Source organism: Aeromicrobium sp. A1-2 (assembly GCF_003443875.1).
GTDB lineage: Bacteria > Actinomycetota > Actinomycetes > Propionibacteriales > Nocardioidaceae > Aeromicrobium.
On the sequence record NZ_CP027482.1, the window covers coordinates 1,165,820 to 1,181,949 of the forward strand.

Sequence of the window (16,130 nt, forward strand, 5' to 3'; positions counted from 1 at the left end):
GGTCCGGCCCGCGGCGGTGCGAGTTGTCTTTGACCCACGGGGGGTCTAATCTCCCTGCATGCCAAACACGAAGCTCGCCGTACGAGCTGACGAGACCCCTTGGACCGCCGCCGAGACCAAGGCGGTGCGGGTCGAGCTCGAGGCTGACCTGACCCGCCTGCGCGGAGAGCTCGACCAGTCCGCCCGTGAGCTGCAGGACTTGCTGCGCGACGGTGTCGACGGAGCCGGCAACGACCAGGCCGATGTGGGCTCGAAAGGACTCGAGCGTGACTCGGAGATGTCGCTCCGGGCCAACCAGAGCGAGCTGCTGCGGCAGACCGAGAAGGCCCTCGACCGGCTCGACAAGGGCAGCTACGGGCAGTGCGAGGTGTGCAGCGAGGCGATCGGCAAGAATCGTTTGATGGCGTTCCCGCGTGCGACACTGTGCATGACATGCAAGCAGCGCGAGGAGCGTCGCTGAGCCCTGGCGACGACCACGGCGCGGCCGCCACACACACATACGTCCGTCTGTTCACGGTCGTGGCGGCGGTGACTCTTCTGGCCGATCAGGTCACGAAGGTGCTCGCGGTCGAGAAGCTGCAGGGTCGTGAGTCGATCGAGCTCATCCCGCACGTGCTGTCGTTGACGTTCTTGCGCAACGGTGGTGCTGCCTTGGGCACGGGTGCCGGATTCACGATTGTGCTGACCGCGATCGCGGTGGCTGTGGCGATCGGCGTCATCCGGGTCGCGCGCCGCCTGCGCGACCGGTGGTGGGCTGTGGGTCTGGGACTGTTGCTAGCGGGCGCCGCGGGCAACCTCATCGACCGCATCCTCCGTGAGCCCGCGCCGCTACGGGGCCACGTCGTCGACTTCATCGACTACGGCGTGTTCGTGGGCAATGTCGCCGACATCGCCTTGACCCTCGCCGCCGTGCTGATCGTGTGGCGCACGTGGCGCGGTGTCGGACTTGACGGAACACGCCAGGAGAAGACATGACCACCGGTGAGACCGAGCTCGAGCACAAGGTGCTCCAGGTACCCGAGGGGCTGGCTGGCGAACGCGTCGACAGCGCACTCGCACGACTCCTGGGCCTGTCCCGTACCCGAGCCAGCGAGCTCGTCGCCGAGGGGCTCGTCATGCTCGACGGCGCTCCGCCGGCGAAGTCCGACCGGGTCACCCCCGGCTCGATCCTCGAGGCCTCGATCCCTGCGCCACGTCGCGCCGTGGTCGTCGCGAACGAGGTCGCGGGCATGCGCATCGTGTTTCAGGACGATGACTTCGTCGTGGTCGACAAGCCAGTCGGCGTCGCCGCGCATCCCAGCGTCGGCTGGTACGGACCGACCGTGCTCGATCACCTCGCTGGCGCCGGCATCCGGATCTCGACCTCAGGAGCGCCCGAGCGACGAGGCATCGTGCACCGTCTCGACGTCGGCACCAGCGGACTGATGGCGGTCGCCAAGTCCGAGCACGCCTACACGGTCCTCAAGCAGGCCTTCCGCGACCGCACGGTCGACAAGACGTACCACGCACTCGTGCAGGGCCACCCTGACCCGCACATGGGAACGATCGACGCTCCGATCGCGCGCCATCCCAAGCACGACTTCAAGTTCACGGTCAAGGACGGCGGGCGCGAGAGCGTCACGCACTACGACACGCTCGAGGCGCACCACTACGCGAGTCTGCTGACGATCAAGCTCGAGACGGGCCGCACTCACCAGATCCGTGTCCACATGAGTGCGCTCCATCATCCCTGCGTGGGTGACCTGATGTACGGCGCCGATCCGACGCTTGCCAAGAAGGTCGGGCTCGACCGGCAGTGGCTGCACGCCAAGAAGCTTGGCTTCATCCACCCGCGCACCGGATCGTACGTCGAGTTCGACTCGGACTACCCCGACGACCTCACCGAGGCGCTCGAGGTCATCCGCGCCCTCGACTGACTCACTCTCAGCGGGTTCGGTGGGGACGGGGCGGGTGAAGTTCGGCGTCGTGGACAATGTGCGCATGAGTCGTGTCGTGCGTCAGTCCGAGAAGCTGAGAGATGTCCTGTACGACATCCGCGGTCCCGTCAGCACTCGTGCAGCGGCACTGGAGGCCGAGGGACACCGCATCCTCAAGCTCAACATCGGCAACCCGCAACCCTTCGGTTTCGACGCGCCCGCCGAGATCCTGCAGGACGTGATCGCTGCGCTGCCCGGCTCCGCCGGCTACTCCGACTCCCGGGGGATCCAGTCCGCCCGGCGCGCCGTCGTGCACCACTATCAGCTGCAGGAGGGCTTCCCGACGATCGACATCGACGACGTGTGGATCGGCAACGGCGTCTCTGAGCTGATCCAGATCGCGCTGCAGGCTCTCCTGGACAACGGCGACGAGGTGCTCGTCCCGATCCCGGACTACCCACTGTGGACCGCCGTGACCAACCTCGCCGGGGGAGTGCCGGTGCACTACCGCTGCGACGAGGACAACGGCTGGGACCCCGATCTGGAGGACCTGGAGTCCAAGATCACCGACCGCACGCGGGTCATTGTCGTGATCAACCCCAACAACCCGACCGGCGCGGTCTACTCGCGCGAGACCCTGGCTGGCATCGCTGATCTCGCGCGCAAGCACGATCTGGTCCTGATGGCTGACGAGATCTACGACAAGATCCTGTACGACGACGCGGTGCACATCCCGATGGCCAGCGTCGCGCCGGACGTCCTGACGCTGACCTTCAACGGTTTGTCCAAGGCGTACCGGGTGTGCGGCTACCGCGCGGGCTGGCTGGTCGTCACCGGACCGCTGGAGCGCGCCGGTGACTACCTCGAGGGCATCACCCTGCTCGCCTCGATGCGGTTGTGCCCCAACGTCCCGGCGCAGAACGCGATCCAGGTGGCGCTGGGTGGCTACCAGTCGATCAAGGAGCTCATCCTGCCCGGCGGCCGGCTGCTGGAGCAGCGCGACACCGCGGTCGACGAGCTGCGCAAGATCCCCGGAGTCAGCGTCGTGACCCCGAAGGGCGCGCTGTACGCATTCCCGCGGCTCGATCCCGAGGTGCACCCGATCAAGGACGATCAGCAGCTCGTGCTCGACCTGCTCCTGCAGGAGAAGATCCTGCTGACCCAGGGCACGGGTTTCAACTGGCCCGAACCCGACCACCTGCGCATCGTCACGCTCCCGTGGGCGCGTGATCTGGCCGAGGCGATCCAGCGGCTCGGCAACTTCCTCAGCACCTACCGACAGGTCTGAATCCGGCCTCGACGAGCGCGCCGCAGATCCGCCGGGTAGCCTGCCTCCGAGACTGAGGGTTCGGGGGAATCGGTGAACGGTATGGATCGGCGCACGCTGCTGCTCGGCACGGCAGGACTTCTCGTGGCCGGGTGCGGTGGCGGGGGCACAGCAGGGCCCGAGGCGACGACCAGCGGGCCCAACATCGTCAAGCCCCGTACGGGGACAGTTGTCACCGAGGCCGACATCGCTGCCCTGCGGGGTCGCCTCAATCGGGCCATGGGCACGGGTGACGTCACAGAGCTCCTCAAGGTCATCGACCCCGGGGACTTCGACCGCGAGACGTTCGAGAAGCGCTGGAGCCGGCGACTCGAGAACTTCGAACGACTCGGATTCATCGACGGTGAGTGGTACGTCGGCCTGCCGGGGGGCCGCACCCGCAACGCCGCCGGCGGCAAGGTCGAGTACACCGGGGAGCTCGTCTTCGCACACACCGTCAAGGGCTGCGACGGCCAGCAGGTCGTCGAGAGCATGCGGTCAGCGTTTCGCAAGAAGTCCCAGGACGCCCCGCTCGAGCTGATGCACGTCGGCGATGTCGACGAGAGCTTTGACCCGTCGATCTGGGATGTTGCCGATGTCGACGCGATCGAGACCAAGAGGGCCTGGATCGTCTTTCGCAAGGAAGACGCCAAGCGCGCGAAAGCACATGCGGCCAGGATCGAGGCCGGCGCGAAGCGGGCATTTGAGGTGATGCCGAAGCCTCAGGGTGTCGACAAGATCTTCTACGCTCTCACGTGGCCCGCGATCGACGGGAAGCTGTGGGGAGGTGTGGCTCTCGGCGACGCGGATGCCCATGCGTACTACCACCCGTTCCTGGACCCCGACGAGCTGGCCCGGGGCCAGAAAACCCCATCGGGGAAGAAGGGGCTCCCGCTCGCGACCGGGCGGGTCGGTCTGCATCAGGAGTCGTTCTCGCGGCCAGATTTCCAGACGGTGGCGGCCCACGAGGGCGTGCACGTCCTGGCAGATCAGTGGTTGGTACGCGGTGGGACGCCCACGTGGGTAGTCGAGGGACTGGCCGAGTGGGGGGCAGTCGGATCGAAGACGCTCATGGCACGCAACGGCGCACGCATCCGCTCGGCGTTCGGCGAGTTCTCGTCGGTGGCGCTGAAGGACTACGACGCGTTCCATTCATCGCCCAGGGAGTACGACTTCTATCAGTGCTCGGCAGCGGTCTACGCGTACCTCGAGGACCAGAAGGGTCGGGACGCGGTTCACGAGACGGCTGAGGCGTTCTACTCCGCGGAGTCCCGCAAGGACGGTGGGTTGAAACTGGGGCGCAGCGAGAAGGACCTGCTGGCCGCGACACGGAAGTGGCTGGGCGTATGAGGCGGACAGCGGCATTGCTCCTCGCCGTCGGCGTCGTCCTTGCTGGATGCAGTGGTGGAGGCGAGTCCAAGAAGGACGGCCCTTCTCTGCCCCTGCCGGCGAAGGCGCCGACCGCTCGAGGGCCGGCCCTCGGTCCGGCGATGGCGCCCAAGGTGCTGCTCGCGTCCTCCGACGAGCTGGAGGAGACCACCGGCTCGCTCGACACGTCACAGGTGCAGCGGCGGTCCGGGGCGTTCGTGAGCGGCAAGACCGTGGTCGGCTACTCCGTCGACGACATCTCCGGCTACGACGTCGGCTCCGGCAAGCAGCTGTGGACCGCCAAGCTCGACCTCGGAGGCGGCACTGTCTGCTATGTGTCGCAGCCCGACCGGGCAGTCAAGACGTTCACGGTCGCGCACGGGGAGCGCGGCTACTGCCCCAACCTCGCCACGATCCGGGTGTCGGACGGCAAGGTCATGGCGAAGTCCGACAAGCTCAACGACCCGGAGAAGTACGAGGGCGGGAGCGCCGGTGGCACCGTCAACCACTTGTTCACGGTCAAGGGCAAGGACTACCTCGTGGACATGAATGGCGTGGTCTGGAAGATGGTCAAGGGTGAGCCCGAGCCGGTCGCCCGGCTCGAGACCAGGACCTACTTCGACCTGTACGCCGCACCCGAGGGCGACGTCCTGATCGGATCGCGGCATGGCGACGGGAAGCGTTGCCGGGTCGACGGGTACGCGTTGCCGTCGTTCAAGAAGGTCTGGACGCAGGACACCGAGGCGCTGTTCCCGGACGTACGCGAGGACTGCATCATCTCTGCGTCAGAGGGCAACTCAGCCTGGCTGAAGCAGGAGACCGCGGACAAGTACTACATGGTCCAGGTCGATCCGGCCACCGGCGAGGTGCTGGGCCGTGCCGATGCGGCGAAGGACTCCGGTGGGCAGGCCGACGTCGGGGAGTTCGACCTCGCGAGTGCGTCAAACCAGTTCGACCGTGCCCTTGGCATGCCGGGTGGGGACACTGTCTTCGCGCAGGTGCGCGGCATGACCCGCTACTCGCTGGAGTCCGGCAAGGTGATGTGGGACCTCGATCTCAGTCAGATCCAGCTCGACTCGGACGAGGAGTATCCGCTGACGACCGTTTTGCCCCAGGGCGTCACGGACGACGGATACCTGGTTGCCACGGTGAGCAACGACACGTCGGCAGAGATCCTCGCGGTGGAAGCCAAGACCGGCAAGCTGGTGGCCCGATGGGGCCTGCCGGAGGAATATCGCAACGGTTTTCAGGTGGAGCCCGGCATGACGCTGTTCGGTGACGGTGTCGTCCTGACCCGCAACTTCAAGATGTGGGAGTTCACGTTCGCCGACTACAAGGACCTCAAGGAGCCGAAGGGCGACCGCTACGACATCGGGGTCTTCACGTTCCCCGAGCCCGGCAAGTCGACGCCGGCGGCCGTCCCGACCGCCGGACCTGCTGCTGCCGAGACGAAGTCGATCGGCGGCCTCAAGACCCCCAAAGGATCCGACGAAGACCGCCGCGCAGGCGCCTTCAGCACCGGCGGTCAGGTCATCGCCTACGCCGGCAACGCGGTCACGGGGATCGATCCGAAGTCCGGCAAGGAGCTGTGGTCGACCGACCTCGACGATGACGCAGGCGCCCGGGTCTGTGCGGCCCCCGAGCCGGACCAGAAGGTCAAGACCTTCACGATCGCCTATCGCGGCGGCGCGAAGGACGACGGGTGCAACACCCTGCTCCGGGTCAATGCGTCCAAGGGCACGGTGATGGACCGGGTCGAGCTGTCCAAGACGGCCCGTACGGTGTCGCGCATCGAGGTCCACCAGGGCGCGGTGCTCGTCATCACGGGTGATCAGAAGGTCAGTCGCCTCACGGACGGAGCGCTCGTCGAGCAGGCCGAGCTGGCGCGCCGGCCCTACTACCTGGAGCACACGCCTCAGGACCCGTCGTTGGTGATCAGCGCGGCCCCGGTCAAGGACGGCCGCGACTGGGCGATCGACGCCTACCGGCTGCCCTCGTTCGAGCGGGTCTGGTCGACGACCGCCAGCAAGGTGCTCTCGAAGGTCGAGCGCTCCAGCCCGGTCACGGTGTGGCGCGGCAACGGCCTGTGGATCTCGACGTCGTACGGCGATTCGTCCGACCCCGAGGCCCAGGTCAAGGACTCGCTCGTGCAGCTCGATCCCGAGGACGGGCGGGTGGTGGCACGGACCGGTGCCGTCAAGCGGGACTATCTCGCGAACGACCTGGGTCAGTTCGCACTGACCGGTGCGATCTCCGCGGCGCACGTCACGGTCGGGTTCGACGACGGCGACGTCGTCCTGCCGCAGTCGACGGGCGTCATGCGGTACTCGCTCACTGACGAGAAGGTCCGCTGGGCCGTGGACACCAAGTCGATCGAGGACTCCATGGAGCGTGACCGCAAGGCCTCCACGGTCTCCCAGAGCTTCGACCTGGTTGACGGCGGCAAGACCGTGCTGGTCACGCTGAGCAACGGCATCTCGTTGGAGGTGATGACGCTGAATGCTTCGAGCGGCAAGATCACGGGCCGGTGGAACGTGCCGGCGAAGTCTCGCAACGGGCTCCAGGCCATACCCGCGGTAACGCCCTTCGCCGGCGGCGTCGCTCTGTCGCACGACGACTACGGGTGGGACTACGCCTTCAATCAGACCGGCCGGAAGGTGCCTTCGACGCAACGGCACGACGTCGGCGTGTTCAGGCTGGTCAAGCCGGCCGCCTGACGGCGCAGGCTGCGCCTACTTCCCCGAGTGCTTACGGGCCGCGTACTCGGCGGCTTCCTTGGCGCGGAAGGCGGTGATGGCCGTGATCAACTCGGTCGGGAGGGGCTCGTCGAGCGGGAACCTGACTGCCGACTTGCTCGTCCGGTAGGGCGTGAGCTCATCGGAGAACTTCGCGAAGGTTGCGCCGGAGGGGAAGAAGTTGAGCGAGGTGTGCTCGGAGTAGCCCGCGAACTGGACCACGACGACGCCGTCCTGCTTGTACGCCGGGATGTTGTAGCTGATCGTCTCCTCGGCGCCGGGGATCGCCTCACGGATCGCGCGACGCGTCTCGACGAGCCGTGGCTCGACGTCGTACAGCGCGGCCTCGAGGTACTCCTCGACCGTGCTGAACTTCTGTGGGTCGCCGTCTTCGCTCGCTGGGGTCATGTGCCCAGTAGAGCCGATCATGGTGCCGATGGGCCAGCCGGTGCCGGTGTGCCGGCGGTTTGGTCCCGGTGTCTCGACGACACGGGGTCGATTGGTTCGATGAGTCGGAGCCCTCGACTAGGCTGAGGCCCTTCCCCCCAGATCGTGCCGAGGAGGCCATTTTTCGATGTCGAGCGACTCACCATTCGTGCACTTGCACGTGCACACGGAGTACTCGATGCTCGATGGTGCGGCCCTGCTTGACGGGCTCTTCGACCGGACCTCTGAGCTCGGCATGCCTGCCATTGCGATGACCGATCACGGCAACCTGCACGGCGCCTTCGACTTCTACAGCAAGGCCAAGGCGCACGGGGTCAAGCCGATCATCGGCATGGAGGCCTACCTCACGCCCAACATCCCTCGCACCGAGAAGAAGGCCGTGCAGTGGAACAAGGGCGCCAAGGATGCCGATGTGGCCGGGCGGGGTGCCTACACCCACATGACGCTGCTGTCGGAGACGACCGAGGGCATGCACAACCTGTTCCGTATCGGCTCCTATGCGAGCCTCGAGGGGCAGTACCGCAAGCCGCGTGCCGACCGTGACCTGCTGCAGCGATTCGGCAAGGGGCTCATCGCGACGACGGGCTGCCCGTCCGGCGAGATCCAGACCTGGCTGCGCATCGGCAACTACGAGAAGGCGCGGGCTTCGGCCGCCGAGTTCCAGGACATCTTCGGCAAGGAAAACTTCTTCCTCGAGCTGATGGACCACGGGCTCGCGATCGAGACGCAGGTCCGCGATGGCCTGTTGCGGCTCATGAAGGATCTCGACCTGCCACCGATCGCGACCAACGACTCGCACTACACCGCCCCCGAGGACGCCGAGGCGCACTCGGCACTGCTGTGCGTGCAGTCGGGCAGCACCATGACCGACCCCAACCGGTTCAAGTTCGACTCCAACGACTTCTACATCAAGTCGGCCAAGGAGATGCGTGACCTGTGGGAGGACCGATTCGACCTCAAGGCCGCCTGCGACAACACGCTGCTGATCGCGGAGCGTTGCGAGGTCGAGTTCGCCGAGTCCAACGGCGGATACATGGCCCGCGCCGACGTCCCCCCGGGCGAGACCGAGGACTCCTGGTTCACCAAGGAGGTCTGGCGAGGCGTCGAGTCCCGATACCCGGGTGAGGCGTTGACCGACGCGGTGCGCGAGCGGACCGAGATGGAGCTCGGCGTCGTCCGGAGCAAGGGCTACTGCGGCTACTACCTCGTGGTCGCCGACTTCATCAACTGGGCCAAGGACAACGGCATCCGGGTCGGGCCGGGGCGTGGCTCGGGAGCCGGGTCGATCGCGGCGTACGCGCTGCGCATCACGGACCTGTGCCCCCTGACACACGGCCTGATCTTCGAGCGTTTCCTCAACCCCGAACGTCCGTCGATGCCCGACTTCGACATCGACTTCGACGAGCGTCGACGCGGCGAGGTCATCCGCTACGTCAGCAACAAGTACGGCGAGGAGCGGGTCGCGATGATCGCGACCTTCGGCCGGCTCAAGTCCAAGGCCGCGATCAAGGACGCCGCGCGGGTCATGGACTACCCGTTCACCCACGGCGAGCGCATCACCAAGGCGCTGCCGGCCGACGTCATGGGCAAGGGCGTCACGCTCAAGGGCCTGTTCGACAAGGACGACAAGCGCTACGGCGACGGCGCCGACTTCCGCAAGATGCATGACGAGGACGCCGACGTCCGCAAGATCTACCAGACCGCCCTGGGGCTCGAGGGCCAGATCCGGCAGTGGGGTGTGCACGCGGCTGGCGTCATCATGTCGAGCGACCCGTTGATCGACATCGTCCCGATCATGAAGCGCGAGCAGGACGGCGCGATCATCACGCAGTTCGACTACCCGATGTGCGAGGCGCTCGGGCTGGTCAAGATGGACTTCCTCGGCCTGCGCAACCTCACGGTGCTCGATGACACCTTGATCAACATCAAGCGCAACCGGGACATCGAGCTGGTCCTGGAGGATCTGACGTTCGACGATCCGGCGACGTACGACCTGCTGGCGCGCGGCGACACCCTCGGGGTGTTCCAGCTCGACGGTGGCCCGATGCGGGCCCTGCTGCGCAGCATGAAGCCCGACAAGTTCGAGGACATCTCGGCCGTCGGCGCGCTCTATCGCCCGGGGCCCATGGGTGCGGACTCGCACAACAAGTACGCCCGGCGCAAGAACGGCCGCGAGCCGATCGACCCGATCCACCCCGAGCTGGAGAAGCCGCTGGAGACGGTGCTGGGGGAGACCTACGGCCTGATCGTCTACCAGGAGCAGGTCATGGAGATCGCCCAGGTGCTGGCCGGGTTCTCACTCGGACAGGCTGACAACCTGCGGCGCGCGATGGGCAAGAAGAAGAAGTCCGAGCTCGACAAGCAGTACGCCGGGTTCCAGGGCGGCATGCTCGAGCGCGGCTATTCGCAAAAGGCCATCACGACACTGTGGGAAGTTCTGCTCCCGTTCTCGGACTACGCCTTCAACAAGGCGCACTCCGCTGCCTATGGCGTCATCTCCTACTGGACGGCCTACCTCAAGGCCAACTTCCCGGCCGAGTACATGGCTGCGCTGCTGACCAGCACCCGCGGTGACAAGGACAAATCGGCGATCTACCTCAACGAGTGCCGACGAATGGGCATCAAGGTGCTGCCGCCGGACGTCAACGAGTCGGTCTCCAACTTCGCCTCGGTCGGAGCCGACATCCGCTTCGGACTCGGTGCGATCCGCAACATCGGTGAGAACGTCGTGGCCGGCGTCGTGGAGGGGCGCACCAACAATGGCCCTTACACCGACTTCAACGACTTCCTCGACAAGGTGCCGACGCTGGTGTGCAACAAGCGGGTGCTCGACTCCTTGATCAAGGCCGGCGCCTTCGACTCGATGGGTCACCGCCGTCGAGCGCTGACGACGGTCGCCGAGGAGGGCGTCGATCTCTACATCGACCTCAAGCGGCAGGCCGCGATCGGGCAGGACTCGCTGTTCGGAGGCGCGGACGACGCGTTCACCGGCGGCAAGGTCGAGGTGCCCGTGTCGATGCCCGAGTGGGAGAAGACCCAGCTGCTGGCGTTCGAACGCGACATGCTGGGCCTGTACGTCTCGGACCACCCCCTGCAGGGACTCGAGCACGTGCTCCGCGCGAGCAGCGACAGCACGGTCGGCGAGCTGCTCACCAACACCGACATCCCCGACGGCACCACGATCCGCATCTGCGGGCTCATCACCGGCGTGCAGCGCCGGATGAGCAAAAAGGGCGACAGCTGGGCCTCGATCACGATCGAGGACCTCGAGGGCGGCATCGAGGTCATGGTCTTCCCGGGGGCCTATCAGCTCGCGGTGCCGGTCCTGATTCCCGACACGATCGTCGTGGTCAAGGGCCGGGTCCGCCGCAAGGACGACGGCATCGAGCTCAATGCGCTCGAGGTCACGATGCCGGCCATGAGCACGGGGGGCCCAGATCGCCCGCTGGTCGTGAGCCTGCCCGTGGCTCGCTGTACGGCAGACACGATCGGCACGTTCAAGCAGGTCCTGGCCACCCACCCGGGTGTCTCCGAGGTGCACCTACGACTGATCGGCAATGGATCGACCAAGGTCATGCGACTCGACGACAGCCACCGTGTGGCACAGTCGTCCTCGCTGATCGCCGACCTGAAAGAGCTGTTGGGCCCACATTGCCTCTCCTGAGACGAGCACTCCTGTCCACCGCCGCGATGCTCCTCCTGGGCATCGCGGCTGGCGTCGTGTGGCAGCAGCTCGCGAGCCCCGCGCAGTGGCAGGTCCGTGAGACCGGCATCGTCCTGACCGAAGCCGCCTCGACCGGCAGCTTCTCCGTGATCGTCACGTTTGTCGCGGTGGGTGCTGTGGCCTCGCTGCTGCTCGGCTGCTTCCTTGCGGTGACGCTGCGAGAGCTGGGCTGGGTCACGACGCCTGTCCTGATCGCAGCGACTTTGGTCGCGGGTGTCGTGGCCTGGCGGGTCGGCGTGCAGCTCGGCCCACCCGACCCCGCCACGGTGCGCGGTCTGTCCGTCGGCGACCGCGTCCCCTCTGAGCTGGCCGTCGACACCGTGTGGCCCTTCCTGATCTGGCCGATCTTCGGACTCGTCGGACTGATCGTCACGACGATGCTTGCCGCGGCGCGCGACGAGCAGCACCCACGGGAGTGATCTGCCCGCGGAGCGTCAGCGGGCGATGCGGGCCACGACGGCGCTCGTGACGATGACGAGGTCGCTGGGGTGGAGCTCGGCTTCCAGGCCGCGACGACCGCCCGAAACGAAAATCGTGGGCCACTGCTGCGAAGACCGGTCGATCACGGTCGGATGCCTTTTTTTCTGGCCCAGCGGGGAGATCCCGCCGATGACATAGCCAGTCGCGCGCTGGGCCTGGGCCGCATCGGCCATCTGGGCACGTTTGCCGCCGAGTGCGTCGGCCAGCGCCTTGAGGTCCAGCGAGCCCATGACGGGGACGACACCCACGCACAGGGCGCCGTCGACCTCGGCCATCAAGGTCTTGAAGACGCGTCCCGGCTCGACGCCGAGCGCCTCGGCCGCCTCCATGCCGAACGACTCCGCGCGGGGGTCGTGGACGTACGAGTGCGGTGTGAAGGGGACGTTGGCCCGATGCAGCGCGATGAAGGCGGGAGTCGCGTCGGTGGACTTCTTGTTGGCGGCCACCTGTCCACCGTAGTGCGTCCGTAGACTTGCCGTTGTGATGCGACGACTTGACCTGACAAATCTGCAGCCCGCTGAGCACGATCTGCAGCGCGTCTACGGCGCGGCGGTCCCGCGCGCCGAAGTCGACGTCGAGCAGGCGATGGCCGCAGTTCGACCGATCTGCGAGGACGTCCGATCCCGCGGTGTCGAGGCGGTCCTGGATGCCGGTGAGCGGTTCGACGGCGTACGCCCCGCCGAGCTGCGGGTGCCGACTGCCGCGATCGCGGCTGCGCTGGCTGATCTCGCCCCCGACATCCGGGCCGGGCTCGAGGAGTCCATCCGCCGGCTGCGGCACACCAGCCAGGCCGAGCTGGAGCACACGCTGGTCACCGATGTGGCTCCCGGTGCCACGGTCGAGCGGCGCATCGTTCCGATGCAGCGGGTCGGACTGTACGTGCCGGGCGGCCTCGCGCCCCTGGTCAGCACCGTCATCATGAACGCCGTGCCGGCCCAGGTTGCCGGGGTGCCGGGCATCGCCCTCGCGAGCCCACCCAACGCGGAGTTTGGCGGCCTGCCCCATCCGACGATCCTCGCCGCGTGCGGCCTGCTCGGCATCGACGAGGTCTATTCGGTGGGTGGCGCCCAGGCGTTGGCGATGTTCGCGTACGGCGCAGGGGAGTGCCGTCCGGTCAACCTGATCACCGGACCGGGCAACATCTACGTCGCGGCCGCCAAGCGCTACCTGCAGGGCACAGTCAGCATCGACTCCGAGGCCGGTCCGACCGAGATCGCGATCATTGCGGACGACACCGCCGATGCCGGGTTCGTTGCGGCCGACCTGATCAGCCAGGCCGAGCACGACCCCATGGCTGCCAGCGTCCTGATCACCGACAGCGCGGCTCTGGCTGACGCGGTCGACACCGCGCTCGATGACCAGATCGGCTCGGCCAAGCATGCCGAGCGCATCCGCACCGCGCTCGAGGGCCGGCAGTCCGCCACGGTCCTGGTCCGCGACATCGACCAGGCTGTCCAAGTCGCCAACGGCTATGCCGCCGAGCACCTGGAGGTCCAGACCGCCGACTCGGCCGCCGTTGCGGCGCGGATCGTCAACGCCGGAGCCATCTTTGTCGGACCGCACACCCCGGTGTCCCTGGGTGACTACGCGGCGGGGTCCAACCACGTCCTGCCGACGGCGGGATGCGCGTGCCACTCCTCCGGACTCTCGGTCCGCGCATTCTGCAAGAACATGCATGTCGTGACCTACGACGAGGCTGCCCTGCGCGAGGTCGGGGGCCACGTCGTGACTCTCGCCGAGGCCGAGAACCTGCCTTCGCACGGAGCCGCGGTGTCGATCCGGACGTCCCGCTGATGCCGCTGCCCTCCTGGGTGCCGATCCGCGAGGACCTGCGCGGCTTCGAGCCGTACGGTGCACCCCAGATCCCGGACGTCATCAATCTCAACGTCAACGAGAATCCCTACGGCCCCAGCGATGGCGTGGCGGCGGACATCGCCGAGGCCGTGCGTCTCGCGGCGACGACGCTCAACCGCTACCCGGATCGCGAGGCACTCGTCCTGCGGGCCGGGCTGGCGGATTATCTGGGCCACGACCTCACGGCAGAGCGGGTCTGGGCGGCCAACGGGTCCAACGAGGTCATGCTGCAGATCCTGCAGGCCTTCGGCGGTCCGGGCCGGACTGCGCTGTCGTTCGCTCCGACGTACTCGATGTATCCCGAGTACGCGCGGGACACTCACACCCGATGGGTTGCGGGCCGGCGAGAGCAGGACTTCTCGGTGGACCTCGAGCGGGCGCTTGCGCTGATCGAGGTGGAGCAGCCCGATGTCGTGCTTCTGACCTCGCCCAACAACCCGACCGGAACGGCGCTGCCGCTGGAGACCGTGCGGGCCGTCGTCGAGGCGGCTCCCGGCGTCGTCGTTGTCGACGAGGCCTATGCGGAGTTCCGCCGACAGGGCACGCCGAGCGCCCTCGATGTGCTCGACGAGTTCCCTCGCCTGCTGGTGACTCGCACGATGAGCAAGGCGTTCGCGCTGGCCGGCGGCCGTCTTGGCTATGTCGCCGCAGATGCCGCGATCATCGATGCGCTGCGCATCGTGCGACTTCCCTACCATCTGTCCGCCGTGACGCAGGCCGCCGCGAGCGCCGCGCTGCGCCACCGCGACGAGCTGCTGGCCCGGGTCGATGAGCTGCGCGCCACCCGCGACGACCTGGCGGCCTGGTTGAAGGAGCAGGGCTTCGAGGTCGCGGACTCGGACGCAAACTTCGTCCTGTTCGGCCGTTTCGACGACCGACACGCGATCTGGCAGGGCCTCGTCGACCGCGGTGTGCTGATACGGGAGACTGGACCCGACGGATGGCTCCGCGTCTCGGTCGGGACCCCCGATGAGATGCAGGCTTTCTACACATCACTCCTGGAGGTGACCCGATGACCCGTAGCGCCCGCATCGAGCGAAAGACCTCGGAGTCCCATGTCGTCGTCGAGATCGATCTTGACGGCACCGGAGCCAACGACATCTCCACGGGAGTTGGCTTCTACGACCACATGCTGACGGCGTTCTCCCGGCACTCGCTGATCGACCTCACAGTCCGGTCCGAGGGCGATCTGCACATCGACGCGCACCACACGGTCGAGGACACCGCGATCTGCCTCGGCGAGGCGATCCGCGAGGCGCTGGGTGACAAGGTCGGCATCCGCCGGTACGGCGATGCGCTGGTGCCGCTCGACGAGTCGATCGCGCAGGCCGTCGTCGACGTGTCCGGCCGTCCCTACTTCGTGCACTCCGGCGAGCCCGAGCGGCAGATCACCGCGATCATCGGCGGGCAGTACTCCGGCTCACTGACCAGCCACGTGTTCGAGTCGATCGCGCACCACGCAGGGATCACGATGCACGTACGCCTGCTGGACGGCCGCGACCCGCACCACATTGCCGAGGCCCAGTTCAAGGCGGTCGCGCGGGCACTGCGCGACGCCGTCGCGATCGATCCGCGTGAGTCAGGTATTCCCAGCACGAAGGGTGCTCTGTGACCCGACCCCGCGTTGCGGTGCTGGACTACGGCTCGGGCAACCTGCGCTCGGCAGTGCGCGCGATCGAGCGTGCGGGCGCCGATGCCGAGCTGACGAGTGACGCGAAGGTCGCTGCGGAGGCTGACGGGCTGCTGGTGCCCGGCGTCGGCGCGTTCGAGTCCTGCATGCGCGGTCTGGTGGACGTCGATGGCGTGCGCATCATCGAGCGCCGGCTCATCGCCAACCGGCCCGTGCTCGGCATCTGTGTCGGCATGCAGATTCTGTTCGGCGAGGGCATCGAGCATGGCGTGCGCACCGAGGGCTGCGGTGAGTGGCCCGGCGTCATCGAGCGACTGCAAGCCCCGATCGTGCCGCACATAGGTTGGAACACCGTCGAGGCCGGCGAGGATTCGAAGATGTTCGCCGGGATCGAGGAGGAGCGGTTCTACTTCGTGCACTCCTACGGTCTGCGTAGCTGGGAGCTGTCCCGGCCTCCCGCCCTGCCTTCTCCGGCCGTCACCTGGACCGACTACGGCGGCGACCGCTTCGTCTCGGCCGTCGAGGACGGTCCGTTGTGGGCGACCCAGTTCCACCCTGAGAAGTCTGGCGACGTCGGCATCGCGCTGCTGCGCAACTGGCTCGCCACGCTGTAGCGCACGGCCGTGGGGTGACCCAGATCGCCCCGCGGGGTGACCCGGGCCGGACCGGC

The 16,130-nt window shown here is 67.3% G+C and carries 14 protein-coding genes; 12 read left to right on the plus strand and 2 right to left on the minus strand.

The features are described from left to right. The first annotated feature begins 58 nt into the window (after positions 1-58). The 6 genes from C6I20_RS05745 (at position 59) to C6I20_RS05770 (ending at position 7,307) form a co-directional block, all read left to right on the plus strand. Positions 59-460 (plus strand): TraR/DksA C4-type zinc finger protein, encoded by a 402-nt coding sequence (locus tag C6I20_RS05745; protein ID WP_118395087.1) that lies wholly within the window; start codon positions 59-61, stop codon positions 458-460. Beyond that, positions 433-975 (plus strand): signal peptidase II, encoded by a 543-nt coding sequence (locus tag C6I20_RS05750; protein WP_118395088.1) that lies wholly within the window; start codon positions 433-435, stop codon positions 973-975. Before C6I20_RS05745 ends, C6I20_RS05750 begins: the two co-directional genes overlap by 28 nt. After that, positions 972-1,916: an RluA family pseudouridine synthase gene (locus tag C6I20_RS05755; protein ID WP_118395089.1), complete on the plus strand. Its 945-nt coding sequence runs from the start codon at positions 972-974 to the stop codon at positions 1,914-1,916. The genes C6I20_RS05750 and C6I20_RS05755 overlap by 4 nt, the downstream gene beginning before the upstream one ends. 64 nt (positions 1,917-1,980) lie before the next feature. Next, complete coding sequence (locus C6I20_RS05760) at positions 1,981-3,204, plus strand: pyridoxal phosphate-dependent aminotransferase (RefSeq protein WP_118398628.1); 1,224 nt, start codon at positions 1,981-1,983, stop codon at positions 3,202-3,204. An 81-nt stretch (positions 3,205-3,285) separates the two neighbouring features. Further along, positions 3,286-4,572 (plus strand): hypothetical protein, encoded by a 1,287-nt coding sequence (locus C6I20_RS05765; protein WP_118395090.1) that lies wholly within the window; start codon positions 3,286-3,288, stop codon positions 4,570-4,572. Then, positions 4,569-7,307, plus strand: a complete 2,739-nt coding sequence (locus C6I20_RS05770; protein ID WP_118395091.1) for a PQQ-binding-like beta-propeller repeat protein — start codon at positions 4,569-4,571, stop codon at positions 7,305-7,307. Before C6I20_RS05765 ends, C6I20_RS05770 begins: the two co-directional genes overlap by 4 nt. 15 nt (positions 7,308-7,322) lie before the next feature. Here the strand turns inward: C6I20_RS05770 and C6I20_RS05775 are convergent, their stop codons facing one another. Continuing rightward, complete coding sequence (locus C6I20_RS05775) at positions 7,323-7,733, minus strand: iron chaperone (protein WP_162891151.1); 411 nt, start codon at positions 7,731-7,733, stop codon at positions 7,323-7,325. A gap of 166 nt (positions 7,734-7,899) precedes the next feature. Here C6I20_RS05775 and dnaE point away from each other — a divergent pair, with 166 nt between their 5' ends. After that, positions 7,900-11,436: a DNA polymerase III subunit alpha gene (gene dnaE, locus C6I20_RS05780; RefSeq protein WP_118395093.1), complete on the plus strand. Its 3,537-nt coding sequence runs from the start codon at positions 7,900-7,902 to the stop codon at positions 11,434-11,436. Between the two features lie 26 nt (positions 11,437-11,462). Next, the gene (locus C6I20_RS05785) at positions 11,463-11,915 is read left to right on the plus strand and encodes a hypothetical protein (RefSeq protein ID WP_118395094.1); all 453 of its coding nucleotides are present in this window, start codon (positions 11,463-11,465) and stop codon (positions 11,913-11,915) included. A gap of 15 nt (positions 11,916-11,930) precedes the next feature. Here the strand turns inward: C6I20_RS05785 and ybaK are convergent, their stop codons facing one another. Next, positions 11,931-12,422: a Cys-tRNA(Pro) deacylase gene (gene ybaK / locus C6I20_RS05790; RefSeq protein WP_162891152.1), complete on the minus strand. Its 492-nt coding sequence runs from the start codon at positions 12,420-12,422 to the stop codon at positions 11,931-11,933. A 34-nt stretch (positions 12,423-12,456) separates the two neighbouring features. On the opposite strand from ybaK, the gene hisD reads away from it, so the two are divergent. From hisD to hisH, 4 genes are read left to right on the plus strand one after another with little or no spacing between them, the layout of a single operon-like run. After that, entirely contained in the window at positions 12,457-13,770 is a 1,314-nt protein-coding gene (gene hisD, locus C6I20_RS05795; RefSeq protein WP_371682661.1) for a histidinol dehydrogenase, read from the plus strand. Beyond that, positions 13,770-14,846, plus strand: coding sequence for a histidinol-phosphate transaminase (locus tag C6I20_RS05800; RefSeq protein ID WP_118395096.1), 1,077 nt, complete (start codon positions 13,770-13,772; stop codon positions 14,844-14,846). Before hisD ends, C6I20_RS05800 begins: the two co-directional genes overlap by 1 nt. Beyond that, the gene (gene hisB, locus C6I20_RS05805; protein WP_118395097.1) at positions 14,843-15,442 is read left to right on the plus strand and encodes an imidazoleglycerol-phosphate dehydratase HisB; all 600 of its coding nucleotides are present in this window, start codon (positions 14,843-14,845) and stop codon (positions 15,440-15,442) included. Before C6I20_RS05800 ends, hisB begins: the two co-directional genes overlap by 4 nt. Further along, on the plus strand, positions 15,439-16,074 hold the full coding sequence (gene hisH / locus C6I20_RS05810) for an imidazole glycerol phosphate synthase subunit HisH (protein WP_118395098.1): 636 nt from the start codon (positions 15,439-15,441) through the stop codon (positions 16,072-16,074). The genes hisB and hisH overlap by 4 nt, the downstream gene beginning before the upstream one ends. The last annotated feature ends 56 nt before the right edge of the window (positions 16,075-16,130 follow it).